At 69.5% G+C, this 23,973-nt stretch carries 17 protein-coding genes and 1 pseudogene; 8 read left to right on the forward strand and 10 right to left on the reverse strand.

All coding sequences use genetic code 11. From position 1 onward, the window contains the following. Positions 1–227: 227 nt before the first annotated feature. The 5 genes from D5R93_RS03850 (at position 228) to D5R93_RS03870 (ending at position 5,249) form a co-directional block, all read left to right on the forward strand. Positions 228–1,331 (forward strand): LacI family DNA-binding transcriptional regulator, encoded by a 1,104-nt coding sequence (locus D5R93_RS03850; protein WP_120203898.1) that lies wholly within the window; start codon positions 228–230, stop codon positions 1,329–1,331. Positions 1,332–1,521: 190 nt separating this feature from the next. Continuing rightward, a complete protein-coding gene (locus D5R93_RS03855) occupies positions 1,522–2,427 on the forward strand; it encodes a TIM barrel protein (protein ID WP_120203900.1) in 906 nt (301 codons plus the stop codon). A 275-nt stretch (positions 2,428–2,702) separates the two neighbouring features. Next, on the forward strand, positions 2,703–3,467 hold the full coding sequence (locus D5R93_RS03860) for an NAD(P)H-binding protein (RefSeq protein WP_162933812.1): 765 nt from the start codon (positions 2,703–2,705) through the stop codon (positions 3,465–3,467). Between the two features lie 359 nt (positions 3,468–3,826). Beyond that, a complete protein-coding gene (locus D5R93_RS03865; RefSeq protein WP_119835852.1) occupies positions 3,827–4,255 on the forward strand; it encodes a nuclear transport factor 2 family protein in 429 nt (142 codons plus the stop codon). Between the two features lie 175 nt (positions 4,256–4,430). After that, the gene (locus D5R93_RS03870; protein WP_147392846.1) at positions 4,431–5,249 is read left to right on the forward strand and encodes a TrmH family RNA methyltransferase; all 819 of its coding nucleotides are present in this window, start codon (positions 4,431–4,433) and stop codon (positions 5,247–5,249) included. An 11-nt stretch (positions 5,250–5,260) separates the two neighbouring features. On the opposite strand, the gene D5R93_RS03875 is transcribed toward D5R93_RS03870, so the two are convergent. The 4 genes from D5R93_RS03875 to D5R93_RS03890 all read right to left on the reverse strand — a co-directional run bounded on the left by D5R93_RS03875 (position 5,261) and on the right by D5R93_RS03890 (position 7,165). Beyond that, the gene (locus D5R93_RS03875) at positions 5,261–5,725 is read right to left on the reverse strand and encodes a MarR family winged helix-turn-helix transcriptional regulator (protein WP_120203905.1); all 465 of its coding nucleotides are present in this window, start codon (positions 5,723–5,725) and stop codon (positions 5,261–5,263) included. Further along, entirely contained in the window at positions 5,706–6,386 is a 681-nt protein-coding gene (locus D5R93_RS03880) for a DJ-1/PfpI family protein (RefSeq protein WP_120203907.1), read from the reverse strand. Before D5R93_RS03880 ends, D5R93_RS03875 begins: the two co-directional genes overlap by 20 nt. Positions 6,387–6,519: 133 nt before the next feature. Beyond that, complete coding sequence (locus D5R93_RS03885; RefSeq protein ID WP_120203910.1) at positions 6,520–6,870, reverse strand: HepT-like ribonuclease domain-containing protein; 351 nt, start codon at positions 6,868–6,870, stop codon at positions 6,520–6,522. Continuing rightward, a complete protein-coding gene (locus tag D5R93_RS03890) occupies positions 6,860–7,165 on the reverse strand; it encodes a nucleotidyltransferase family protein (RefSeq protein WP_119835847.1) in 306 nt (101 codons plus the stop codon). The genes D5R93_RS03885 and D5R93_RS03890 overlap by 11 nt, the downstream gene beginning before the upstream one ends. Before the next feature lie 218 nt (positions 7,166–7,383). Here D5R93_RS03890 and D5R93_RS03895 point away from each other — a divergent pair, with 218 nt between their 5' ends. Next, a complete protein-coding gene (locus tag D5R93_RS03895) occupies positions 7,384–10,599 on the forward strand; it encodes an ATP-dependent helicase (RefSeq protein ID WP_120203912.1) in 3,216 nt (1,071 codons plus the stop codon). Here the strand turns inward: D5R93_RS03895 and D5R93_RS03900 are convergent. The 5 genes from D5R93_RS03900 to D5R93_RS03920 form a co-directional block, all read right to left on the reverse strand. Then, a complete protein-coding gene (locus tag D5R93_RS03900; protein ID WP_119835845.1) occupies positions 10,575–11,174 on the reverse strand; it encodes a hypothetical protein in 600 nt (199 codons plus the stop codon). The genes D5R93_RS03895 and D5R93_RS03900 overlap by 25 nt on opposite strands. A gap of 492 nt (positions 11,175–11,666) precedes the next feature. After that, positions 11,667–12,173 carry an ImmA/IrrE family metallo-endopeptidase gene (locus D5R93_RS03905; RefSeq protein ID WP_147392845.1) on the reverse strand — a complete coding sequence of 169 codons (507 nt, stop codon included), beginning with the start codon at positions 12,171–12,173 and terminating at the stop codon, positions 11,667–11,669. A 164-nt stretch (positions 12,174–12,337) separates the two neighbouring features. Then, on the reverse strand, positions 12,338–14,431 hold the full coding sequence (locus D5R93_RS03910; protein WP_120203915.1) for a glycoside hydrolase family 84 protein: 2,094 nt from the start codon (positions 14,429–14,431) through the stop codon (positions 12,338–12,340). Positions 14,432–14,613: 182 nt separating this feature from the next. Then, complete coding sequence (locus tag D5R93_RS03915) at positions 14,614–16,326, reverse strand: MDR family MFS transporter (protein ID WP_243106931.1); 1,713 nt, start codon at positions 16,324–16,326, stop codon at positions 14,614–14,616. Between the two features lie 158 nt (positions 16,327–16,484). Further along, positions 16,485–16,832: a hypothetical protein gene (locus D5R93_RS03920; protein WP_162933813.1), complete on the reverse strand. Its 348-nt coding sequence runs from the start codon at positions 16,830–16,832 to the stop codon at positions 16,485–16,487. Positions 16,833–17,482: 650 nt separating this feature from the next. Here D5R93_RS03920 and D5R93_RS03930 point away from each other — a divergent pair. Continuing rightward, the gene (locus D5R93_RS03930) at positions 17,483–18,574 is read left to right on the forward strand and encodes a hypothetical protein (RefSeq protein ID WP_120203922.1); all 1,092 of its coding nucleotides are present in this window, start codon (positions 17,483–17,485) and stop codon (positions 18,572–18,574) included. 211 nt (positions 18,575–18,785) lie between these two features. Here the strand turns inward: D5R93_RS03930 and D5R93_RS03935 are convergent, their stop codons facing one another. Further along, positions 18,786–21,509 (reverse strand): glycoside hydrolase family 31 protein, encoded by a 2,724-nt coding sequence (locus D5R93_RS03935; protein WP_243106932.1) that lies wholly within the window; start codon positions 21,507–21,509, stop codon positions 18,786–18,788. Positions 21,510–21,835: 326 nt separating this feature from the next. On the opposite strand from D5R93_RS03935, the pseudogene D5R93_RS13915 reads away from it, so the two are divergent. Continuing rightward, positions 21,836–23,759: pseudogene (locus D5R93_RS13915) on the forward strand (alpha-glucosidase). Positions 23,760–23,973: the final 214 nt, after the last annotated feature.

Here is a 23,973-nt window from a genome sequence, read left to right on the forward strand (position 1 = left end):
CGCGGCCGAGGTGCTGCTGGAGCAGGCGCCGGTAAGGGGTCAGGGGCGGTCCCTGGCGGGACCGCCCTGACGCGGCGTGGCTAGGGACGGTGGACCGTCTTGCTGGAGGGGCTGGACTACCGGAGGGACTGTGAGTCCTCCTGCTGTGCGCAGCAGGCGCTGGGCCGGGGTGCACAGTGTCTACGATACGATCCGTGCGCTACCTCAACCGCGCGGAAGGAGCGCCCATGGCCAGACGACGGGTGACGCAGGCGGACCTCGCCCGGCACGCCGGGGTCTCACGCTCCCTCGTCTCCCGGGTGCTGCAGGGGCTGGACAAGGTCAGCGAGGACAAGCGCCAGCGGGTCCTGGCGGCGGTGCAGGAGCTGGGCTACGTTGACAACGGGCTCGCCACGGCGCTGGCTGGCAACCGGCGCAGCAGGCTGGTCGGCTTCCTGCCGCAGGAGCTGTCCAACGCCCTGTTCGTCGAGGTCTACGACAGTCTCAGGGCCGAGCTCCGGGGGCACGGCTTCCAGCTGGTCATCGTCGAGGGATCCCTGGACGCCGAGGAGGAGGACGCCCGGCTGCGCCAGCTGGTCTCCTACTCACCTGACTGCGTCGTCGTGGCAGGGTACGCGGGCTCGACCAACGCGCTGACCGCGGCGGTGCACTCCATCCCGATCGTCTCGGTCACCCGCCGCATCTCCGAGGCCGGTGTGCGCTCGGTCTACAGCGACGACCGGACCGGGGCGATGCTGGCCACCCGCCACCTCCTCGAGCTCGGGCACGCCCGTATCGCTCACCTCCAGCTGCCCCCGGGGATCCCCTACGAGGAGCGTGCCGCTGGGTACATGACCGCCATGGAGCGCGCTGGGCTGGCGCCGTGGGTCATCACGCCGGAGGCGCAGACGCGTGGGGCCGCCTACGAGGCGGTCAGCACCCTGGTGAACGGCGGCGAGATTCCTACGGCGCTGTTCTGCGGCTCCGACCACATGGCGCTGGGGGTGCTCGACGCGCTGCGTGACCACGGGGTAGACGTGCCCGGGGCGGTCTCCGTGGTCGGCTATGACGACCAGCCCCTGGCGCGCCTGGCCGGGCTGACCACGGTGGACCAGGGCGCAGCCGAGCAGGGGAGGATCTCCGGGGCCTTCGTGCGTGCGCTTCTTGAGGCTCAGGACTCCTCCCAGGGCGCTGGGCGCGAGGGTGGTGAGGGTGACGAGGACGTGCTGTCCCAGGGGAGCCAGCGAGGGCTGGGCCTGGGAGGCGGGGCCTTCAGGACCACCCCTGTCCAGCAGGTTCTTGCGCCGACCCTCAGCGTGCGTTCCACGACGGCGCCACCGCGCCGGGGCTGATCGCGGAGGCCTCCTAAGGAGGAGTGGGCGTGCAGCCGCTGTGAGTGGGAACTGACAGGCTGTACGGGCTCTCTGTGGTGCAGGGTTGCCAGGGTACGGGAGGTGCGCTATGGTTGTCACGTGACCACACAATGATCGTCCTGTGAGGCCTCGCCTCGTCGACGACCTGACCTCAAGAACGGAGACAACGATGTCCTCGATCGTCACCCGCGCCCGCCTGGGCTCCGCCCCTGACTCATGGGGAGTGTGGATGCCTGACAGTCCCCTTCAGACCACCAGCACCCGCTACCTCGACGAGATCGCCCAGGCCGGCTACCGCTACATGGAGCTTGGTCCCTACGGGTTTCTGCCCTCTGACCCGGCCCGGCTGGCCGACGAGCTTGCCCAGCGTGACCTCAGGGTCTCAGCCGGGACAGTCGGTGGCGCCTTCCACCGTGCGGAGGAGCTGAGTGCCATCACCAAGGACGCCTTGGACGTGGCCCGCCTGGCTGCCGCCGTCGGCGCAACCTACCTGGTACTGCTGCCCGCGATGTACCGCGACCTGCTCTCCGGTGAGCTCGTCGAGGGCAGGCAGTTGGACGAGGACGGGTTCGCCCAGCTGGTGAGGGCCACAGAGGAGGTCGCCCGGGTCGTCAGGGAGGAGACCGGGCTGCGCTCCGTGTTCCACCCGCATGCCGACTCCCACGTGGAGACCCAGCAGCAGACCTACAAGTGGCTGGAGGCCACGGACCCGCAGGTCGTGGGCCTGTGCCTGGACACCGGCCATATCGAGTACTGCGGCGGCGACTCCGCCGAGATCATCCGTCGCTACCCGCAGCGCGTGGAGTACATTCATTTCAAGCAGGTTGACCCGGCCAAGATGTCGGTGGTGCGCGACAAGGACCTGGGCTTCTACGACGCGGTCCAGCTCGGCGCGATCTGTGAGCCCCCGGGTGGCGTGCCCACGGCAGAGTCCATCACTCGTGAGATGTGGCGCCTGGACCCGGAGATCTTCGTGATCGTGGAGCAGGACATGTATCCCTGCCACCCTGACGCCCCCTTCCCGATCGCCTTGCGTACCGCCTCCTACCTGCGTGGCGCCAGGCTCGCCCGCTGACCACGGCGGCCGTGGTGGCGGGCGCGGTGAGACCGTGGGTCGTCAGCCGTGCCGGGGGTACACGCAGCGGGGGTGCGGGAGGGCCTGGATCCTGGCTCCTGGAGGTGGGAGGCTCAGCAAGGAACCCAACCAGGCTGCCCTGCATCGAGGTCCTCGGAGGTCTGCCGCGCCAGGTCTTCCGTGTCTTCCGTCCTCGGGGCAGTAGCCGTGTGCAGGGCTCGAGCGACCGGCTGCGGCCACGCCGTCAGCAGACCTACCTCAAGGAGAGAAGGACTATGACAACCGTTCTCATCATTGGAGCCACCGGCCAGGTGGGCCGGGTTGTTGTCGAGGAGGCGCTCGCTCGCGAGGCCACGGTGCGTGCCCAGACCCGCAGCGCCTCTCGCGCCCGTCGTCGGCTGCCTCGGGGCGCGGAGGTCGTCGAGGCCTCGCCGAGTGATGTCGATGCCCTGTGCCCAGTGCTGACCGGGGCGGATGCTGTCGTCCTCACCCACGGCACCGACTCTGACGGGAGGGGCGGCGCCACCTTCTACGACGTGGTGCGCGCCGTCATCGACGCGCTGGACGCACTGGGACAGCCCACCACCCACGTCAGCCTCATGACCACCATGAACGCCTCACACTCCGCGACGGTGACCGGGTATGAGTTTGTGGAGTGGAAGCGGCGGGCCGAGCGCCTGCTGCGGGCCAGCGGCCTGTCCTACACGATCGTGCGCCCCGGCTGGTTCGACTACCAGGGGTCCGGGGACCGCAGGATCGACCTGCGCCAGGGTGACCTGGTCACGGGCCAGCCCGGGGTGGACCGCCACCACATCGCCCAGGTGCTCCTGGAGGGGGCACTCAACCCCTCCGGCTCCCGCCGCACGGTGGAGGTCTTCAGCGCCTCCGGCTCCCCGGTCACCGACTTTGAGGCGCTGCTAGCCGCCACGCGCGCTGACGAGCCGGGCTCCCTGGACGGCGTGCTGGACACCAACAACGTGGCGCTGACCGAGGAGCCCGCCCGCGTCCAGGAGGATGTCGCCCGGCTGGCTGGCAGGTGAGCGTGAACGGCGCGGCTGGTTAAGGAGGTCGTCGCCGTGCGGCAGGGACTGGTGCAAGGGGCGGCCGAGAGCGTCGCTCCACCACTCTGCCCAGCCGCTGGGCAGGCGGCAGGGTGGTGACCCGGGCGCGAGGGACGTCGCCTGAGGCCCACGTGGTCGGGGCAATGTGTCACCGTGGTGACCCAGGCGCGAGGGACGCCGCCCTGCCAGCACCCAGACCGGGGCTGACGGCTGGAAGAGCGGGCGCAGGGCTGGCAGCAGGAAGGGAGCCTGCCGGAGGAGATATGGGCGCGACCATATTCTCAAGATTGTCAAGATTGTCAAGATTGTCAAGATTATCAAGACAGCAAAGGAACACCATGACAACACCGTTGGAGCACAAGGACGCAATCCGCGAGGTCATCGACCGCTTTGCCGCCCTGGAGGTGGACGTCTCCGAGCAGGCCAAGCTGTTCACGCCGGACGCGCACGTCGTCGTCTATGCCGCTGACGGCTCCGTCATGATGGAGTTCGACGGTGCGGACACGCTCGTCGAGCGCTTTGGCGCGGCCATGGCGGGGGTCAAGACCGCCTACCACATCAATGGGCAGCAGGTGATCACTGTTGACGGGGGCACCGCTACTGATGTCCACTACGGCAAGGCCCTGCTGGTCCAGGAGGTTGACGGCAAGGATGTGCTGACTGACCACTCCATCCGCTACACCGACACCCTGGTGCTCCGTGACGGGAAGTGGCTCATCAGCCGCCGCGAGCAGCACTTCGTGATCAGCGAGACCCGGGCACTTTGAGGCGGGTGCCGGTCAGAGCCGTCTCGGGACACTGGGTGCTCCGGGAGAAGGTGCCGGAGAAGGCGCGCGCCTACACGTAACCTGTTTGCTGCCCGTCAGCCGCCTGTCGGCTGCCCCTCACAGTGGCGCTGCTGGCTGGCACCACCGACCGCCCGCGTCCAGGAGGACCGAGACCGTGACCGACTACGCGACCCTCACCGACCGCTCCGCGCCACAGGCCCAGCGCATCGCCGACCTGGCGAAGGCGTCGGTGTCACCCGGCAAGTCAGTCCTCATCGAGGACGAGGAGCCCCTTCTGGCCGCCCTGGGCGCGGGGCTGCGGTTCCTGGGCGTCTACGTCCTGGACTCCGTGGAGCCGCCGCGCGGGGTTGTCGAGTCCTGCGAGCAGGCTGGTGTCCCCGTGACCGTCATGAGCGCTGCCCTGGCCACCGAGCTCTTCAGGTCGGACAAGCGCCCGGACGTGTTCGGCGTAGCGCGGGTGCCCCCGCCTCCGGGCATCGAGCGGCTCCAGGCGCCCGGCCGTGACGTCCTCATCCTCGACGGCGTTCGGATCGTGGGTAACATCGGCGCGATCGTGCGCAGCGCCTACGCCTTCGGGGCTGCGGGCGTGGTGCTAGTGGACTCCGGTCTGCGCAGCATCACCGATCGTCGGCTGATCCGGGCCAGCCGCGGCTACGTGTTCTCGCTGCCGGTGGCCCTCATGACGTGGGAGGAGGTCTCCGAGCTGGTCAACCAGGCCGGGATGGACGTCGTGCTGCTGGACACCGCCGGTGGTACGGGGCTTGACCAGGTGGCCGCACGCAGCGCTCCGCAGGCCCTGCTGCTCGGTGCCGAGACGGTGGGAGCCTCCGAGCAGGCGCGCCACCTGGCTGCCACGACCGTCTCCATCCCCATGAATGAGGCCGTGGAGTCCCTCAACGTCTCAGTGACGGCAGGGGTGCTGCTGCACGCCCGCTCCGGATACAACCTTGCCAGGATGCGTGGGGAGTCCTGACAGGAGCGCGCTCAGCCGTTGTCCTCACGGTACCGACGGGATGCTGCGGTGATCTGGCGCACCAGGTCGAGCGCGAGGTGCAGATCCTCCTCGCCGACCTCGGCACCGACGGCGTCGGCCCACGCGTGCTGCTCGGCGGCGAGCGCCTGGACAGCCTCGCGCCCACGGCCGGTGAGCACGAGGAGGTTCTGACCACGTCGGGCGGGGTTGGGCTGCCAGGTTGCCCAGCCCTGGGCCACCACGTCGTTGGCTACCCGCTGGACGCTCTGGCGCGACAGGCCCAGGCCTACGCGGCGGGCGACCTGGGCGACGCTCAGCGGCTCCTCCAGCACCGCACCCAGGACACGCCAGCGGGCTGGCGTCAGCTCGTGGTGCGCGGTCATCATGGCTGCTGCGGCGAGGAGTTCTCCGCCCAGTTCGAAGACCGGCAGGACCAGCTCTGTCAGTGCGTCTCCCTCAGGACTCCTGCCAGGCACGGGTCACCTCCGCCAACTCCTCGTAGTGACGTGCGTCCCCGGTGAGGTAGAGGCGCTCCCAGGCGTCGGCGACTGCGGTGGGTAGCACGCCACTGACCCGCGTGACCTCGGCGGTGAAGGGAACTGCGTGGATGCCGGAGGCGGTGGTGACCCCCTGGTCGGTGACCACAGGGGTCTCCACGTGGCGTGGGCTGCCACGGTAGCCGCTGGCCTCCAGGTACCCCTTGCTGTTGGAGGTGTGGGAGCGCGTGTCGAGGACCCCGTGGCGTGCCAGGAGGAAGGTGCCGCCACAGATGGCGGCGACGGAGACGCCGCGCTCCAGCAGGTCCTGGACGGCTGCGGTGAGCCGCTCGTGCCCCTGGGCGTAGGTCTCCCCGCCCGGGACCACCAGGGCGGCAAGACGGCCCTCCTCCGCCAGGGTGGTGAGCTCGCTGAGATCTGCGGACGGCGTGATGGGCAGACCTCCCAGGGAGGTCACCGGCTCCAGGCCGTCACCGACGAGCAGCAGGCGGAAGCGGCCGGGGCGGATGCTCTCCGCGGTGGTGACCTGGGTGGTCAGGTAGGCGTACTCCCAGTCCGCCATGGTGTCAGTGGTGTACAGGGCGATGACGCGTGAGGTGACGTGTGAGGACTGGGTAGTCAGAGCGGTCCGTTCAGGCATGCTGGGACCGTACTGGCATTGACAGCATACTGTCAAAGGGTGGCTGACCTGCCTCAGGCCGGTGCGGTCCCGGGCTGCCTGCCAGCTCATGACCTCGTGCGTCCAAACCGGGAGAGGAGTGGCGGTGGTGTGCTCAGCCGTCGCTGCTGGCGGGGAGCAACGCCTCGATCTGTGGCAGCAGGGTCGGAACCTTTCGTGTCCCCGCCTCGTAGACGAGTCGGGCGTCAACGGTCCCGTACTCGTGCGCAAGAATGTTCCGCATCCCGACTATGCGGCTCACATCCCGGATCTGCGCTGCTATCCGCGGATCCGTTCGGCGTACCCGGTTGAGTGACTCGCCGAGTATCTCAAGCTGACGCTCAACTGTGGAGCGCCGCATCGCGTCCTGGGTGAACTGGTCCCAGCTGACACCGTCAAGGAACGTGATCACCGACTGGGCTGCCTCGGCAGCCTCCCACAGGTAGGCGGCGCTCTCATGACGCATAGACGTCCTCCGCTGTAGCCAGGACCGACTCCCGGAAGTAGGGGTTTCGCAGGGAGTCTGTCGTCACGAGATCCACAGGACGGCCTGCAACGTGCTCCAGGGCCTCCTGCAGACCGAAGAAGTCCTCGAAGCGACTGTCTCGGTCCTCCTGGAAATCGACGAGGAAGTCGAGGTCGCTGGTGGTCGGGTCGAAGGTCCCGGTCACGGCTGAGCCAAAGATCCTGAGCCGCGCCACACCGAAACGCCTACAGGCATCCCTGATGGCATCCGGATCGGCTGCAGCGGCAACAGTCATGGCTCAATTCTCTCAGAAGACTCCGCGCAAAGGTGCGGGACAGGCTCGGGGCAGGGCCAGGTCCTCCTGGACAGGTACGTCCGTGGGCCCGACGAGGTGCGTCGCCCGTGCGAGCGCTCACGGGGTCCTCATGCTGCCCAAGTGCTCTGCGGCGCTGGCCTCGCCCGCGCGAGTGCCGGTGGGCCGCTGGGTAGCACGTGGCCTAGGCTTGGCCTGCCATGACTCACGCGACGAACGCCCTCTTCGGCAACCTGTCCATGCCCGGGACAAGCCGCACCTCCCCGCCCGCCGAGGCCGCCCTGCCCTCCCTGGCTACCTTTGACGACGACTCCTGGGCCGACGTGGAGCCCCCCGACGAGGAGGACCTGGAGCCGGGGGAGGGGGGACCGCAGGACTGGGTGCGCGAGGACCTACCCGGCGGGGCCCGTGGCACGGGGACTGGGGAGTACCCCGTCAGGACTCGGGGCGCAGGCCCTGTTGCCGACCACGGCGGGGAGCCTGCCGAGGACCGTGGCACCGCGCCCCTCTCCTGGGAAGAGCGCCAGGCGGTCACGGCGGGCCTCGTGGCCCGCGCCCAGGCGGACGCGTCAGCAGCCCGCGCCCAGGCCGAGTGGTCTGAGCGGGCTGAGGCCGACCTGGCAGCGGCTGCTGCCACGGGGGGCGCAGAAGGGCTGGTGCGCCCCGGTGCGGGCAGCGCTGGGGGCGCGACGGCCGGCCGGGAGCCAGTGGGCGCCGTCGGCACCGTGCGCACGGGGTACGCGGGGCACACGGGGGCGCCACGCGTGCCCTGGGGGGTCACCGTGGCCGACCCCGCCAGCCTGGTCGAGGGACTCAACCCCGCCCAGGCGCAGGCGGTCACGCACTCGGGCTCTCCGCTGCTTATTATCGCCGGGGCCGGCTCGGGCAAGACCCGCGTGCTCACCCACCGTGTGGCCCACCTCATCGCCACCGGTCGGGCGCGTCCCGGGGAGATCCTGGCGATCACCTTCACCAACAAGGCCGCCGCCGAGATGCGTGAGCGGGTCACCGCCCTGGTGGGACCTGCGGGGGAGCGCATGTGGGTGTCCACCTTCCACTCCGCCTGCGTGCGTATCCTGCGCCGCAGCCACGAGGCGGCCGGCCTGCGCTCGACCTTCTCTGTCTATGACGCCGCAGACTCCACCCGCCTGATCACCCTCATCGTGCGGGAGCTGGGCATCGACCCCAAGCGCTTCACCCCCAAGACCTTTGCCCACCGCATCTCCGACCTGAAGAACGAGCTGGTCACCCCCGAGGAGCTCGCCCGCACGGCCCAACCCACCAACCCGATGGAGCGCCACCTGGTAGAGGTCTACCAGGCCTACGCCCAGCGCCTGGCGGCGGCCAACGCCCTGGACTTCGACGACATCATCATGCGTACCGTCGCCCTCCTCCAGACCCAGCCCGCCGTGGCCGAGGCCTATCGGCGTCGCTTCCGCCACGTGCTGGTGGACGAGTACCAGGACACCAACCACGCCCAGTACGTGCTGGTGCGTGAGCTGGTCGGCGGCCCGGGCACCTCCGGGGAGGGCTCGCCCCTGCCGGCGGGCGAGCTGACGGTGGTGGGCGACTCCGACCAGTCCATCTACGCCTTCCGTGGTGCCACGATCCGTAACATCGAGGAGTTCGAGCAGGACTACCCCAGCGCGCGCACGATCCTGCTGGAGCAGAACTACCGCTCCACCCAGAACATCCTGACCGCAGCCAACACGGTCATCTCCCGCAACAGCGGCCGCCGTCCTAAGAACCTGTGGACCAGCTCCGGCGACGGCGCACCTGTGACCGGGTATGTGGCCGACTCCGAGCACGACGAGGCCCGCTGGGTCAGCCAGGAGATCGACCGACTGGCTGACGAGCACGGCGTGCGGCCAGCGGAGGTGGCCGTCTTCTACCGCACCAACGCCCAGTCCCGCGCCCTGGAGGAGGTCTTCGTCCGCTCCGGACAGCCCTACAAGGTCGTCGGGGGTACCCGTTTCTACGAGCGGCGCGAAGTCAAGGACGCCATCGCCTACCTGCGCGCCGTGGACAACCCCGACGACGACGTCAACCTGCGCCGCATCCTCAACGTCCCCAGGCGGGGCCTGGGGGACAAGGCGGAGGCGGCCCTGGCTGAGCACGCCTCCCGCCACGCGGTGTCCTTCGGCCGGGCCGTTGCCGACGCCGCCGGCGTGCCGCGTGAGGATCCCGCCCGGCAGGGCGATGACGAGCCGCCGGTTGTGGAAGGCCTGACGACTCGCGCCCGCAACCAGGTGCGTGGCTTCCACGAGCTGCTGGTCTCCCTGCGCCAGATGCTGGGCGAGGGGCAGGGGGTGGCCGAGGTGCTTGACTCGGCCCTGGACGCCTCCGGCTACCTGGCTGAGCTGCGAGCCAGTGACGACCCTCAGGACGCCACCCGGGTGGAGAACCTGGCTGAGCTGCACTCGGTGGCCTCCGACTTCCAGGCTGCCAACCCGACAGGAACCCTGGCGGACTTCCTGGAGCGAGTCTCCCTGGTGTCCGACTCCGACCAGCTCCCCGACGCGGACGAGGCAGGCACAGGAGGCCTCCCGGAAGGGCAGGTGACTCTCATGACCGTACACACTGCCAAGGGGCTGGAGTTCCCGGTGGTCTTTGTCACTGGCATGGAGGACGGCACCTTCCCTCACGTCCGCTCCCTGAGCGAGGAGGCCGACCTGGCTGAGGAGCGCCGCCTGGCCTACGTGGCGCTGACTCGTGCGCGCGAGCGGCTCTACCTTACCCGTGCTGCCGTGCGCAGTGCCTGGGGGACGACTCAGGCCATGCCTGCCTCCCGGTTCCTGGACGACCTTCCGGCCGAGGTCGTGGACTGGAGGAGACTGGCCTCGGACACCGTGGCGTTGTACAGCGACAGCACTGGCTGGGGCTCCAGCTGGGGAGAGGGCGGCTACGGCTCCGGCCGCCGTGGCGCTCGTGGGGGTCCGGGAAGACGGGCAGGTGCCGACCGTGGCGGGGAGCCCGGGGAGAGTCCTGCCCACCCTGACGAGGACGACTTCGCGCCCCCGGTCGGTTCGGGGAACCGCCGTACCGGGCGTCTGGGACGGGTGGAGACAGCCAAGGACCGCGCCGAGGCCCGCCGGGCTGAGCGGGCGGCTAGGCGTGGTCGGCCGACTCGTCTGGACGGCAGCCCAGGCCGTCCTCGGGGCCGCTCAGGGCAGCAGGAGAGAGGTCGCGTGGGCGCCGGTGACGAGGCAGGGCGGTCTCAGGACGAGGCGCTGCCAGCAGCAGTAGCCGGCCTGCGGGTGGGCGACCAGGTTCGTCACGACTCCTACGGGATCGGGACCGTGGTTGGTCTGGAGGGCGCGGGCCGCTCCCTGACAGCCCGGGTGGAGTTCACCGTCGCCGGGGCGGTGACGACCAAGCGCCTGATGCTGCGCTACGCACCTGTGGCCAGGGTCTGAGTGGTCTGATCGCAGGACAGAGCCCTGCCGTGAGCGGGGGAGGGCCTGGGCCTCAGCGGGGTGGGAGGGTCTACAGGGTCTACGGGGCCAACAGGGTCTACGGGACCAGTCGTGCGTCGGTGGGTGGTTCCGGGGGTGGTGGGGTGCTGTGCGCGGTACCTGGCCCAGGCGGCCCGGAGCTGGGCCGCGGTGACCTCGTCACGCCAGAGGTCCTCCCTCTCCAGCCAGTGCACAAGGTCTGCCACCTGGTCGGGAGTCGGCGTGTCCTCGCCGTCCTGGAGGATCTGGGTGGCGGTCTCGGTGTCGACGTAGGTGGAGACCATGTCGCACTCTCCGTCAAGGATCGTCAGGAGCGCCGGGGCGGGAAGGTCCGTGCGCCGGGAGTAGGTGTGCCAGGCGTGGGCGAGGGCGGTGGTCAGTGTCCAGGGGTCCTGGGAGGGGCCGTGAAGAGCCAGGTGGTTCCTGCCGGTCAGGTGGTCAGCAATCGCCTGACGCTCTTCCCGGGTGGCACCTGCCCCGGTGAGAAGGTCGTCAACAAGGTGCGCCGCGTGGGCAAGATCGTGGTGACTGCTCATGTGCTCAGTAGCTCCAAGGTGTGTGGTGTCAGTGGCAGGTAGGACCTCAGTCGTCGTGCGGTGAGGGGCTGGTGGGTAGGGGCAGGCGGGTCGGCGGGCGTGGTGAGTGTCGCTGTGTGGGCTGTGTTACCTCCTTTGCGAGGAGGCGCCCCAGGTTCGGCGTCGCGCCTGGGTCGGCTCGGGACGCACTGAGGAGGCGCTGCTGACTTCATCATCTCGATGATGTCACAGCAGTAGAAATATTTCCATTCCCAACGAACGAGTGTCGGGTAGCAGCTCCAGGCGGGCATAGTGCCTGCTGGTGGTCCCAGGCCTCTGGCTCCACCGCCTGGATGCTGCCCACGCGGGGACTGCTGCCCCGCCGCACCCCGCCTGCTGCGCTCGGCTCTGAGCTGGTGCGGCGGCCTGGACGTGAGCAGGCCTCGTTACGGGCGTGACGTCGCGGCAACCTGGGCAGGCGGTTTCTGCGTGCCCAGGCAGGGGGTCGCAGGACTACCGGTTGGCTCCCGCCCTGCCGACGAGGAAGCTGAGGACGGTCGAGTTGCGGTTACGTCGGTAGACCTCGAACATCATGCGCATGGCGGTGATCTCGGCGCGCCGCTCCCGTACGCTGCCAAACGTGGTCCGGCAGCTCGCCGTGGTGTGCTCGGCACAGATGTCACCGTGCAGGACGTGGGCGAGCTCGTGCAGGATCGTCTGGGTACGGTTGAGCGGTGACAGCCGGGAGTCGTAGTAGACCATGGCCGTGGCGCCCACGGACACGGTCACGCCGTTGACCTCGGCGCTCTGTAGCTCGCTGGGGATCGGGTTGAGCACGACGTTCATGCCGCAGGCCCGGCCCACGGCGTCCGCCAGGTTCTCCATGGACAGGACCTCCGGCCACACGAGCCTGTCCAGCGCGTCCTCCTGCTCCTCCACGCGTCCGGCGTCCCCAGTGCTGTCACTGCTGGTTGCCCGCATGAGCAGCATGCGCGCTAGCCTGCTTGTCAAGGTAGGCATCAGCACTCCTTGTGGGTGGGAGGAATGAGTACCGCCTGGGGCAATCTCCTACGGGTACCGGCATTGTCGCTGCTACGTCCCGGATGCTATCTGATAAAACGGCTGAGCGAAAGCGAGGGGAGGAGCTGGCACCACGGGGCTGACCTGCTCCCTGGGGCGCGCGGCTAGCGAGCCTGCCAGGCGGCAGCGGCGTAGTCTACCAGCTCGCTGAGCGCGGTCTCGCCGAGCTGGGGCACTACGGCGTCCTCGACCACGCTCGTCCCCTTCAGCGAGGCAACACGGGGCTGCTCCGCCCGGGAGACGGCCTGGTCCATGGTCGTGCTGGCCGCCTGAGCGGTGGCAGTGTCCTCGGTACGCAGTGCCATGAGGAGGTCCACGGCAGCGAGCCCGGCCTCGGCCCAGTCGGACGTCGCCTCGACCCAGGGGCTGACGTCGTCATAGAAGCCCCTCTCCTCCATGGAGGCCAGGGTCGTGGGCGCGTCACGCAGCAGTGCCAGGCGGGAGCGCAGCCGGGCGGCGCTGTCGCCCAGCGCGGTGTCGTCATCGGTGTCCAGCGCCTGCGTGACGGCGTTGACCTCCTCCCAGGTCTCGGTCGCCTCCCAGGCGGCAAACTCCCACGGCCTGTGGACGTCGATGAAGGCCTGCGCCGTCTCCCAGACCGGGCCCGAGTCCTCGCCGACGAGGTCGGCGACCGCGGTGTCACGCGCTGCCTGGGGGTCGTGCGCCGTGGGGTTCCAGGAGTAGCTGGCGTACTCGGCCAGCGCCAGCCGGGAGGCGTAGGGCTGGATCATGGGGTTGGTGGTGATCCCGGTGACGGCACTCGCCAGGGTGGTGTCGCGGGCGGGCACGGCTCCCAGGAAGAGGCGGGACTGGTTGTCCCCGTCGTTGGCGGGGAAGTTGTCCCACACCACCAGGCTGGTGGTGTCGTAGTTGCGGGCGGCCTGGGCGGCCTGCTGGGTGGTCAGGTTGTCGGTGACCACGGCCTCCCCGGTCCACTGGACCTGCACGGCGTCGTCGAGGGCCTGGCCGAAGGCGGTGGTGTAGGCCGTGGCCTGTGTTCCCGTGTATTCGGTCGGGACTGTCCACAGGTCCGGGAGGCCGTTGGCCTCGACGTAGTCGGTCTGGATATGGTTGAGGAGGTGGGCCTGTGCGGTAGCCAGCGCGACGGAGGGGTCAGGGTCGGTGAAGACCTCCCGGTCCGCCTCGCACTCCAGGGACTGTGGCGTGTCGTCCAGGGCCAGGTAGAAGCTGTCCACCCCCGCCTCGCCCAGCTGGTCGAAGACGGCCTCCACAGCCGTGAGGTCGTCCTGGGAGGAGTAGCAGATGTCCTCGCCGGGGGACAGGGCCACCACAAGCTCCACGTGACGGGAGCGAGCGTGCTGCACCAGCTCTGCCAGGCGGTCCAGCTCCTCGTCGGGGTAGGGCTCGCGCCACTGGTCACGCAGGTAGACGTCGTCCTTGGGGGCGTAGACGTAGGTGTTCATCCGCCACCGAGCCATGTAGTCCAGGGCGTCCAGCCGGGCCTCGTGGCTCCAGGGGATCCCGTAGAACCCTTCCACCACGCCTCGCACGTCCATCGCAGGCTCGTCGGTGGCCTGGATCCCGGCCACGACACCGTCCTGGGTGACCTCTCCCAGGGTCCTGGCGGCGTAGAAGAGCCCGTCGGGACCGCCGCCCAGGACCACGACGGTGGGAAGCCCGTCAGCAGCGGTCGTGGTGGCCAGCAGGTAGCCCTCCTCGTGCTCGGGCACTGCCCTGTCTCCCTCAAGGTAGCCGGAGGCGTCAGGACCGGCGGTCCCCACTACGACCCGGGCTGCGGGGGAGGCGCCCGCTGGGGCTGAGGCCTCGGAGTCCGCGACAGCCGGGCTTTCTGGAGTACCTGGGGTGCTCAGCGTGCCGCCGGAGCCGGTGACCAGCTCCCGCACCAACGTGACGGCGTCTGCTGCGTCACCGTCCGCTGTGTCCGCGTCTGCTGCGTCACCGACAGTGACGAGCTCTACGGCGCCGGTCAGGTCCACCTGCGGGCCCTCCCAGGTGAGGGACTGGGGCGCGGGGTACAGGGCCGGGGTGGTGACGTTGGTGCCGCTGTCGCTACTGCTGGTGCCCGCAGCGTCCCCGGGGGCACTGGTACCCCTGGTCTCCCCTGCCTGTGACGGTGAGACTGGGAGAAGAGTGCTCAGGGTAAGGGTCGCAGCGGCCAGGAGGGCCGTGGCAGCAGTTCTGTGACGCCAGTGGGAACCATTACCGCGCAGATACATGCCGCCTATTATGGGTTCGGAGGTCGTGTCATGGTAGGTGATCTGCGACGCGGTGGTTCGGTGATGATCTCGTGCTCTGCCTGCCAGGCAGCAGACTGCGACGGGACAGCGCCCCGGAAGAGGCCGCTGTACGTCCCGCCCGTTCAGGGCGGCAGGGCTGGAGCCTGTCCGGCGCTCCTGGGTCACGCCTCGGGCGTTCTCTGACCTGCCTCAGGCTGCGTCTCGTCTCCGGTCAGGGGCACATCCCCGGCCAGGGGCGTCGGGTCGGCGGTGAGCGCCTTCTCCAGCTCACGCTGCTCCAGGCCGGTTCTGGCTGACAAGGGGATCGCCTCGAAGCCCAGGGCGACCAGGGCGGACAGCAGGAGCACCGGGACCAGAGCCAGCACTACGGGGGACAGGCTGTCCACGTAGGCGCTGACGACACTGGCGTGCACCGCCGGACCCAGCTCCCTGACCGCCTGCGGGGTCAGGCTGGAGGAGTCCTGGGAGCTGAGCCCCGCTGCGGTCAGGGCGGAGGTGAGCCGGGAGGTGAAGACGACGCCGACGATCGTGTTGCCCAGGGAGACCCCGATCTCGCGGAAGAAGTTGTTGGCGCTGGTGGCGGTGCCCAGGACGGAGGCGGGCAGCGCGTTCTGGATGACCAGGACGATCAGCTGGAAGAACAGGCCTATGCCTAGGCTGAGGACAAATACTCCCGCGCACATCCACCACAGCGGCGTCGCCTGGTTGGCCAGGCCGATGACAGCCATCCCCGCCGCACCCAGGAGGCTGCCCACGACCGGGTAGAGCCGGTAGCGGCCCGTGCGGGTGACCAGCGCGCCCGACAGCATGGAGCCCATCACCATCCCCGCGGCCCCGGGCACCAGCAGCAGGCCGGAGGCGGAGGCGGAGACACCGTAGACCATCTGCAGGTAGGTGGGCAGGTACCCGTTGATACCGAACAGGCAGCCCAGGGCTAGGACTGAGACAACCGTGGCGACCGCGAAGGTCCGGTTGGTGAGGATGGAGGGGGGCATGATCGGCTCGGCGGCGCGCCTCTCCACCGGGAGGAGCGCGCCCCAGGCCAGGAGGGTCAGCAGACCCAGCCCCAGGATCACCGGGCTGCTCCACGGGTAGAGGGCACCTCCCCAGGTAGCGATGAGCACGGTGCCGACCGCCCCGGTGTTGGCCAGGGCCAGGCCCAGCCAGTCGATACGCACGCGTACGTGGCGGCGCGGCAGCTGCAGGTTCAGCGCGACCAGGACCCAGGCGGCGGTACCGAAGGGGAGGAAGAACCAGAAGACCCACCGCCAGCTCAGGACGTCGGTGAGCCATCCGCCCAGCAGCGGCCCCAGGATCGAGGCCAGGCCGAACATGGCACCCAGCGGGGCCGTGTAGGTGGCACGTACCCGCGGCGGGATGAGGTCCCCGGTGATGGCCTGGGAGGAGATGATGAGCCCGCCCCCGCCCAGCCCCTGGAGGAACCGGAAGGCGACGAACATCTCCATGCTCGTCGATGTGCCGCACAGTGCCGAGCCGCCCACGAACAGGGCGATGGCCACCAGGTAGAGGGGCTTGCGCCCTATGGTGTCGCCGAGCCTGCCGTAGACGGGCATCGCTACCGTCTGGGCCAGGGTGTAGGCGGTGATGGCCCAGGACATGCGCGAGACCCCGCCTAGGTCTCCCACGATGGTGGGCAGGGCGGTGGCCACCACGGTCTGGTACATGGCGGACAGGAACATCACCAGCATGAGGCAGCCATAGACCACCCAGAAGCGTCGGTCCGGGCGGAAGGTCATGCCCTGTGTCGTGCCAGCCTGGCCGGTTGTACTGGCTCCGCTAGCGGGCTCCGCTGAGGCCTGCGCGGCTCCCGCTGGGGCGGAGCCGCTCGTGGCTGGTTCTGACTGGTCTGCCATTTCTCTCCTGGACTGGATGACGCCGGGCGGGGCGTCGTCCAGCCATTCTGCCACCCGGTTGTTTGGGCGGTGAATCGGGGACGGATGAGGCGTCTGGCACGTCGGTGGCTGCACGGTCACAGAGGCTGGCGGGGGCTTTCCCCGTAGGCTGCTTCCACCTACTTCACGTGGTCCATGACGATCGCACGGTGGGTGCGCACGATCTCGGTGAGGGCGTCGATGGCGGTGTGCCCGCTGGGCAGGGCGGAGCCGAACCCGGTGCGTCCCACGACGCGGGTAGTGTCGATATCGACCTCCAGAGTGGCGGCGGGCCGCTCGTCGTTGGCCAGGTAGAGGTTGTAGATGTCGCTGCGGGCGCGGCCGTCGGTGCTGTTGTCCGGGAACACGATGACCATGGCGCTCATCGAGTCGATCGTGCCCTGCCACAGGTGGCTGGGCTCCTTGGAGGGTTGGGTGGTGTCCGCCGGGCTCCGGGTGTCCTGGAGGGGGGTGATGGTCAGTGGCATGGTGTTCTCCGTGGGGGTCGTGTCGTGGCTGTCGGCTCGTTGGGTCCGCGTCGTGGAAGTCGTGGGGGTGTTGTCGGGGCGCGCGACCGTCAGCGGTGGTGGGTGGTGCTAACGCGCGTGGCTGAACCCGCTTGTGCCGGTGCCCAGTTCCCGCCCTGCAGGCTGTAGCGGCTGACGCTCCCGCATGGGGATGCTGTGGCTGCTGAGGTCGGCTGGGACCGAGGTCCGCCGGAGCGAGGGAGGTGCATGCTGCCGCAGTGGTGGGCGGCGCGCTGCGGACGGCTGCCACGGCGCAGGTCCGGGGAAGGAGGAAGCGGGGTATGCCGCAATAGGCGAAACAGGGAGTTCCCGGGCGCCGGCAGGCCGTCCTGCGCCGCAGAGACGGGCGTGGCGGGCGCAACTCAGAGATGTCACGTGGTCTCAGCCTCCTCCGGCAGGAGGGCGGCGGATACCGTGTGTCGTCTACCAACGCACCGGACACCGCCTGCCGTCTGCCGACGCAGGGGTACAAGTCCTGACTCGTTGTTCTTTCGTTACTCTACTACCTGGGCTGTGCCGGACGTGCCACGCAGGAGCGGCATGCCGTGGGCACATTCTGCCGGGCCGTGCCAGGCCGGGCTGGACAAGGGACAAGGAAAGGACCTGACAGGGTGTCTATACCGTTCGACGTTGGTTCCTGGGGACTGTTCTGCGGCCAGGACCTCAGGCAGCTGGTGCTCGTTGACGACCAGCCCTGCGGGCCTGTCTCGGCGCGCAAGGTCTCCCGCTCCCTGACGCGTCGGCTGCTTCTGGATGAGGGGCGGGTGGCCCGAGCCGCCCAGGACGCCAAGCATGTCCGCGAGGAGGTCTCGCATGCCGGGACCCAGTGGGTCGTCAGGCTGCACCCGGTAGGCTCGCCCCGCTCAGCCAGGACTGTTGGTGTGCTGGCGGGAGTCTTCCCCGCCGAGGCTAGTATTCCTGACCTCCCTCTGGTGGGCTCGTGGGAGTGGGAGATCGAGCGGGACGAGGACGGTGAGCCCACCCCGCGCAGACGTACCTACTGGGACCGTAACCTCTTTCTCATCTACGACGTCGACCCGGGTGCGGCCCAGCAGCAGCGGGGCTACTGGGAGGTGGGTGAGTGGGCCAACGAGCTGGTCGACCAGGCGGACCAGATGCGGGTCAACCGCTCAATCCGGGACGGGATTCGTGACGGGCTGCCAGGCACGGCGGGTGTGTACAGGTATCTCACCTACCATGTAGTGACAGGCTACGGCTCGCCCGTACGGGGAAGGCGCCACCTGCGCTCGGTCGGCACGGCCGCTCCGGTTGCTCCCAATGACGACAAGATCGTTCTGCTGGGTTTGAGCTATGAGGTGCCTGAGACTTTCCGCGACATGGCTTTTGAGCAGGACGACAGTGCGGCCCGGGTTGACGACGTGCTGCACGGGGTCATGGGGCTGGCCAGGGAGCCGATGGCGGTCGTCGATGCGATGACACTCGATGTTCTCATGACGTCACCGTCGTGGCGGCGGGAGCGTCTCGGCTACGTCGGGGGCCTCAGGGGGCTCGTTGACGGTTCGCCGGAGGACCTGGTGGAGCTGCACGCCCTGATGGCGGAGGCGGTGGGCAGCACAGAGCCCACCCGTGCTGTGCGGGTCAGGCTGCGCAGGACGAACGGCTCGGTCCAGGAGGTCAGTATCACCGCCACTGGTGTCCCGGGAACCCGGCACCGTGACGTCGTTGTCCGCCTGGACTCTTAAGGCGTAGCTTAGGCGCGCGTCTTCAGGCCGCTGTGCCTGGGCTGAGTGCGACGAGCACAGGTAAGGTCGCGGAAGGCCGGAGAGCCCTGGGCCTCGTCGGCAGGCCGGGGTGCACGGGGGCAGAGCACGGCACGGTCTGCGGCCAACTCCATGGGGCCAGATGCGCTGACGGTGTTCGCCTGGTGCTCGCTCACACCTTACAGCACCTCAGCTACAGCACCTCAGCGACCGCGCTGCGCAGGGAGTCGGGCAGGCCCACGGCCTCCAGCTCGGCCAGCAGCGCGGCCCCGCTCAGCCCCCGCTGCACCGCCGCCCAGGAGCGGTCCTTGACCTCGTAGGGCAGCTGTGCCGCCTCCAGTAGGTTGTAGACCTCCTGAGGCCAGGGTGCCGGAGCCTGTACGGCGTCGGCTAGCACCACCTCCACGCCGTCAACCAGCTCCTGGGCGCTCAGCCAGCCCAGGTCCACCTCAGTGCCCGCGCCCAGGGTGAAGCCGTCGGCCTCGACCTGCCTCACGGGCAGCCCCGAGGACTCTAAGGGCTTGGAGGGCTTTGAAAGTCCTGTGAGCCCTGTGGGCTCGGCAGGGCCGGGGGTGTGGCCTTGTGCGTGCCGCAGTACCGCCCCCGAGCAGGAGCCCGCTAGAAGCCGCAGCCTCAGGTGCCGTGCCTGCGGCACCACGTGGGCGGCTCCCTCAAGCCGGACACGCACGACAGCCCGCCCCTGGTGACCTGTCGTAGCACCCGCTGTCACCTGGGTGCCCGGCTCCTTGCAGTCCGTCGCCTGGCTGCCCGGCCACTCCAGCTCGATCACCGTGCGGGCCACGGCTTGCGGCCCGGGAGCCGCTGAGCCGTCGTCCTCCTCCAGGACGGTGCTACCGTCGGCACCGGGGAGGACCACCAGCTCCAGCTCGCGCGGATTGTGGGACGCGGGTTCGTCCACGCTGCCTGCCAGAGGGATGACGCTGCCCGCACGCGCCAGGACTACGGTGCGCTCCAGAGGCCTGGAAAGGACGAGCCTGCGCCCGCTACCCTCACCGGCTGGGGTGGTTGCGTCATAACGGCGTCCCGTGGGCAGGTCGTACCACACACCCTCCGGTAGCCAGGCAGGCTCACGTCCCAGGCCCGTCACGGGGTCCAGGGGGCTGGTGAACGGGACAACCAGCAGGTCCCCGAAGAGGAAGGTCTGACGGAGCTCGTAGGCACCCGCCTGGTCCGGGTAGTCGTGGTAGAGGGGGCGTACCGGGCCAACGCCCTCGACCACCGAGCGCCTGGCCCAGGTGTAGAGGTAGGGGACCAGACGGTGGCGCAGCCGCAGGTAGGCGCCCATGGTGGCGCGCGCGTCGCGGCGGTAGCGCCACGGCTCCTTGGAGTTGAACTCCGAGGAGGTGGAGTGCAGTCGGTTGACCGGGGAGAAGCAGCCCAGCTGGACCCAGCGGGCGGCCATGTCGTCGTCGCGCTGGCCCAGCATGTGCCCGCCGATGTCGTTGGACCACCAGTAGTAGCCGATGTTGGCTGCCGTCGCGGTGAACTCCGGCTGGAAGCGCAGGGAGTCCCAGGTGGCGACCGTGTCCCCGGAGAAGCCGACCGGTGTGCGGTGGCTGGAGGGGTCGGCATAGCGGGAGAAGGTGACCGGGCGGCGCCCCTGACGGCCGGAGTCGAGGTAGTGGACGTGGTTGAGCATCCACAGGGGGTCCAGCCCGGGGAGGGTCGTGGTACCTCCCTGCTGCCAGTCTAACCACCAGAAGTCCACGCCCTGCTCCTCCAGGGGGTGGTGCACCTGCTCCAGGTAGGCTCGTACGAAGTCACGGTCCGCGATGCTGAAGGGGACGTCCTCCCCGGCCGCCGGGTCCAGGCCCAGGTCGTGGCACACCGCCTGGTAGGCCTCCTCGTGGCGGCGCACGCCCTGGGCCGGGTGGACGTTGAGGGTGACCAGCATCCCGCGCTGGTGCAGGGCCTCCAGGAAGGAGCGGGGGTCCGGGAAGAGGTCGTGGTTCCAGGTGTAGCCCGTCCACCCCGTGCCGATCGCCGGATCGATGTCAACCAGGTGCCAGTCCATGTCGATGACGGCCACGGAGAAGGGCAGGCCCTCGGCAGCAAAGCGGTCCATGAGCGCCAGGTACTCCTCGGCGCTGTAGGCATGGTAGCGGCTCCACCAGTTGCCCAGCAGCGCCCGGGGGATGAGCGGGCTGGGACCGGTGAGGCGGAAGAAGTCGTTCAGGGCGGCACGGTAGTCCTGGGCGTAGCCAAAGAGGTAGAGGTCCTGGGATGCCTGGGCTGCCTGGTGGAGCTCCTGGGCAGTGCCCTGAAAGCCGCTGCGGGAGCTGCTGAGGTGGGTGTTGTGGGGGTCGTCGGCGGAACCCTCCCGGGGGACGCCGCTGCTGTCCCCGCCCTCGGTGCCGCAGCCTGAGGCGCGGGGCTCGACCCACTCGTCGTGGGTCAGAAGCAGGGAGGCGGAGTCGTCCAGCACCGCGATCCCGGTCAGGGACAGCAGGCCCGGGTCCAGGGCCGCGCGCCCGTCAACCTCGTCAAGGGTGCGGGTGGTGCCGCCCAGGTTGGTCGGGAAGGTTTCCGCAGGGTCCCAGGTGTCACCGTGGTACCAGGCGCCGCCGTGGGGCGCGGCGCTGGCCCGGCGCAGACGCACGTTGAGCCCGGAGCGGGTGAAGCCCAGGGAGGGCACGTGGGTGAGGTGGAGGTGCTCGGTGACGACCTCCACCCGGTCCGGCCCGGTCATGACACGGAAGGCGGGCGGCTCACCCAGGTCGCGGGTGGTGACGAGCTGGGTGGCGGCATCGGTGAAGGCCCCGGTGGGGGAGTACTCCATGCGGATGAGTCGGCTGGTGAGCACCGTGAACCGGTAGGTAGGGCCGGTCACCAGGGCCTGCGGACGGGCCGGGGCCGGGCGCGGGGTGCTGGGGCCGCGCGACAGCGGAGAGGTCATGGCAGAAGGGTCGCACCTCGGGGTGCGCGGCGCGCCCCGAGGGCGCGAGGCCAGACCTCTTGAGGGGCGCTACGTACAGCGGGACGCGCGGCGCACCCCGAGGGCGCACAGGGCGTGCAAGCGGGGGTGCAGGGCGTCCAAGGTGTGTGAGGCGCACGTCCTTGGTGGCTGCTCGCAGGACGTAACCGCAGGAACATGAGAGTCGGCCGGTTACACGGCCAGGTTCGAAGGCTGAAGACGTGCAGCAAGTCTGGCAGAATCGGCTGTCCGTCGGGCTGGCCCAGCGCCCTCAGCCCTGCCCTCTCCACCGTTGTAGAAGGACCCCCATGAGCCTCACCGTCCCGCCCCTGGTCGTCTCCGCCCGGCACGTCGGCACCGAGAAGGACTGGTGGCGCCGCGCCGTCGTCTACCAGGTCTACCCGCGCTCCTTCCAGGACACCAACGGCGACGGGTACGGCGACATCCCGGGCATCACCTCCCGCCTGGACTACCTGGACACCCTGGGCGTGGACGTGGTCTGGCTCAGCCCCGTCTACCGCTCCCCGCAGGACGACAACGGCTACGACATCTCCGACTACCGCGACATCGACCCCCTGTTCGGGACCCTGGAGGACCTGGACACCCTCATCGCGGGCCTCCACCAGCGGGGCATGCGCCTGGTCATGGACCTGGTGGTCAACCACACCAGCGACGAGCACGAGTGGTTCCGCGACAGCCGGTCCTCACTTGCCTCGGCCCGGCGCGACTGGTACATCTGGCGGTCTGCCCGCCAGGTGGAGGGGCTGGAGCCGGGGCAGCCCGGTACCGAGCCCACCAACTGGGGCTCGGCCTTCTCCGGGTCCGCCTGGGCCTGGGACGAGGCCAGCGGTGAGTTCTACCTCCACCTGTTCTCCCCGAAGCAGCCTGACCTCAACTGGGAGAACCCGCAGGTCCGCCGGGCTGTCTACGACATGGTGACCTGGTGGCTGGACCGGGGCGTGGACGGCTTCCGCATGGACGTCATCAACCTGGTCTCCAAGACCTACCCGCTGGCCGACGCCCCTCGGGGTGAGGGGCAGCTCTACGGCTCGGGCTGGCTGCTGCGGCCAACGGTCCGCGTATCCACGAGTTCCTGGCGGAGATGAGCCGGGAGGTCTTTGCCCCCAGGCCGGGACACGTCATCACGGTGGGGGAGATGCCTGGGTGGACCGTGAGCAGGCGCGGCTCTACACCGGGCCCGGGCGTGGTGAGCTGGACATGGTCTTCCAGTTCGAGCACATGGGCCTGGCCGAGGGAAGCGGCGGCAAGTTCGACCCGGTACCGGTGGACCTGGTGGCTCTCAGGCGCAACCTGGCCTCTTGGCAGGAGGGGCTGGCTCCGCAGGCCGTGGCAGAAGGTGGCGGTGCCGGGACGGCAGCGGGCGCTGCCCCCGCATCGGGGCACCTGGTAGAGACCGGCTGGAACTCCCTGTACTGGGACAACCACGACCAGCCGCGCGCCGTCTCCCGGTTCGGTGACGACGACCCGGCCTGGCGAGAGCTGTCCGCCAAGACCCTGGCCAGCATCCTCCACGCTCACCGGGGCACGCCCTACGTCTACCAGGGCGAGGAGCTGGGAATGGTCAACACCGTCCTGGAGCGGATTGAGGACTACCGGGACCTGGAGTCGGTCAACTACTTCCACGAGCGGGTTGGCGTGGGGGAGGACCCGGCCGCGCTGCTGTTGGCGATGCGTGTCAGCTCGCGGGACAACGCCCGCACCCCGGTGCAGTGGTCCGACGCCGAACACGCCGGGTTCACCACCGGCCTGCCGTGGATGCCGGTGACTCCGGGGTACCGGGAGGTCAACGCCGCCGCCCAGGTCGGGGTGGCGGGGTCGGTCTTCGAGCACTACCGGGCACTCATCGCCCTGCGTCACGACGACGAGGTACTGGCCCTGGGGACCTTCCGCCTGCTGGCTGCCGACCACCCCACCGCCTGGGTGGTGCTGCGCGAGCTGGAGACGCGGACCGGGCGTGAGCAGCTCTTGCTCATCGCCCAGTGCGCGCGTGAGGAGCTGGTGCTTGGCTCGGGTGAGGAGGAGCCGGGCGACGGCGGGACGGGCGGCCTGTGGGAGGCGCTGGCCGCCGAGGGCCTGGACGCGGGGGAGTGGTCGGGTGCCCGGCGGCTGCTGCAGGCCGCGGATCCGGCTGTCCAGCCCTCGTCCGGCCACGTGGGGGCGCCGCCCTGCCTGGGCGGCTGGGACTCGGTGCTGCTGCGGCGGTGGGTCTGAGGGGAGTCAGGCGCTGATCGCCGGGGCGCGACTGTACGAGGGCTTCGCAAAACACCACTGTGCTTATGGTCTTGTGAGGGCTTGATATAGCCAATGCTGACAGGCGAAAAAGGGGACAGGATTCCTTGAAGGCGTTGTAGGCTCGTGAGAGGAGTTGTTCAGGAATTCCCCGCGTAGAAGAGCAGGGTTATTCCACGACCTGTCATGGTACTCT

The organism is Actinomyces lilanjuaniae, assembly GCF_003606385.1.
In the GTDB taxonomy this organism is placed as follows: domain Bacteria; phylum Actinomycetota; class Actinomycetes; order Actinomycetales; family Actinomycetaceae; genus Actinomyces; species Actinomyces lilanjuaniae.

What these genes read in the sequence shown, in the direction of transcription:
- D5R93_RS03850 (WP_120203898.1), top strand. Translation starts at nt 228, where the DNA reads ATGGCCAGACGACGGGTGACGCAGGCGGACCTCGCCCGGCACGCCGGG.
- D5R93_RS03855 (WP_120203900.1), top strand. Translation starts at nt 1,522, where the DNA reads ATGTCCTCGATCGTCACCCGCGCCCGCCTGGGCTCCGCCCCTGACTCA.
- D5R93_RS03860 (WP_162933812.1), top strand. Translation starts at nt 2,703, where the DNA reads ATGACAACCGTTCTCATCATTGGAGCCACCGGCCAGGTGGGCCGGGTT.
- D5R93_RS03865 (WP_119835852.1), top strand. Translation starts at nt 3,827, where the DNA reads ATGACAACACCGTTGGAGCACAAGGACGCAATCCGCGAGGTCATCGAC.
- D5R93_RS03880 (WP_120203907.1), bottom strand. Translation starts at nt 6,386, where the DNA reads ATGCCTGAACGGACCGCTCTGACTACCCAGTCCTCACACGTCACCTCA.
- D5R93_RS03885 (WP_120203910.1), bottom strand. Translation starts at nt 6,870, where the DNA reads ATGCGTCATGAGAGCGCCGCCTACCTGTGGGAGGCTGCCGAGGCAGCC.
- D5R93_RS03890 (WP_119835847.1), bottom strand. Translation starts at nt 7,165, where the DNA reads ATGACTGTTGCCGCTGCAGCCGATCCGGATGCCATCAGGGATGCCTGT.
- D5R93_RS03895 (WP_120203912.1), top strand. Translation starts at nt 7,384, where the DNA reads ATGACTCACGCGACGAACGCCCTCTTCGGCAACCTGTCCATGCCCGGG.
- D5R93_RS03900 (WP_119835845.1), bottom strand. Translation starts at nt 11,174, where the DNA reads ATGAGCAGTCACCACGATCTTGCCCACGCGGCGCACCTTGTTGACGAC.
- D5R93_RS03905 (WP_147392845.1), bottom strand. Translation starts at nt 12,173, where the DNA reads ATGCCTACCTTGACAAGCAGGCTAGCGCGCATGCTGCTCATGCGGGCA.
- D5R93_RS03910 (WP_120203915.1), bottom strand. Translation starts at nt 14,431, where the DNA reads ATGTATCTGCGCGGTAATGGTTCCCACTGGCGTCACAGAACTGCTGCC.
- D5R93_RS03915 (WP_243106931.1), bottom strand. Translation starts at nt 16,326, where the DNA reads ATGGCAGACCAGTCAGAACCAGCCACGAGCGGCTCCGCCCCAGCGGGA.
- D5R93_RS03920 (WP_162933813.1), bottom strand. Translation starts at nt 16,832, where the DNA reads ATGCCACTGACCATCACCCCCCTCCAGGACACCCGGAGCCCGGCGGAC.
- D5R93_RS03935 (WP_243106932.1), bottom strand. Translation starts at nt 21,509, where the DNA reads ATGACCTCTCCGCTGTCGCGCGGCCCCAGCACCCCGCGCCCGGCCCCG.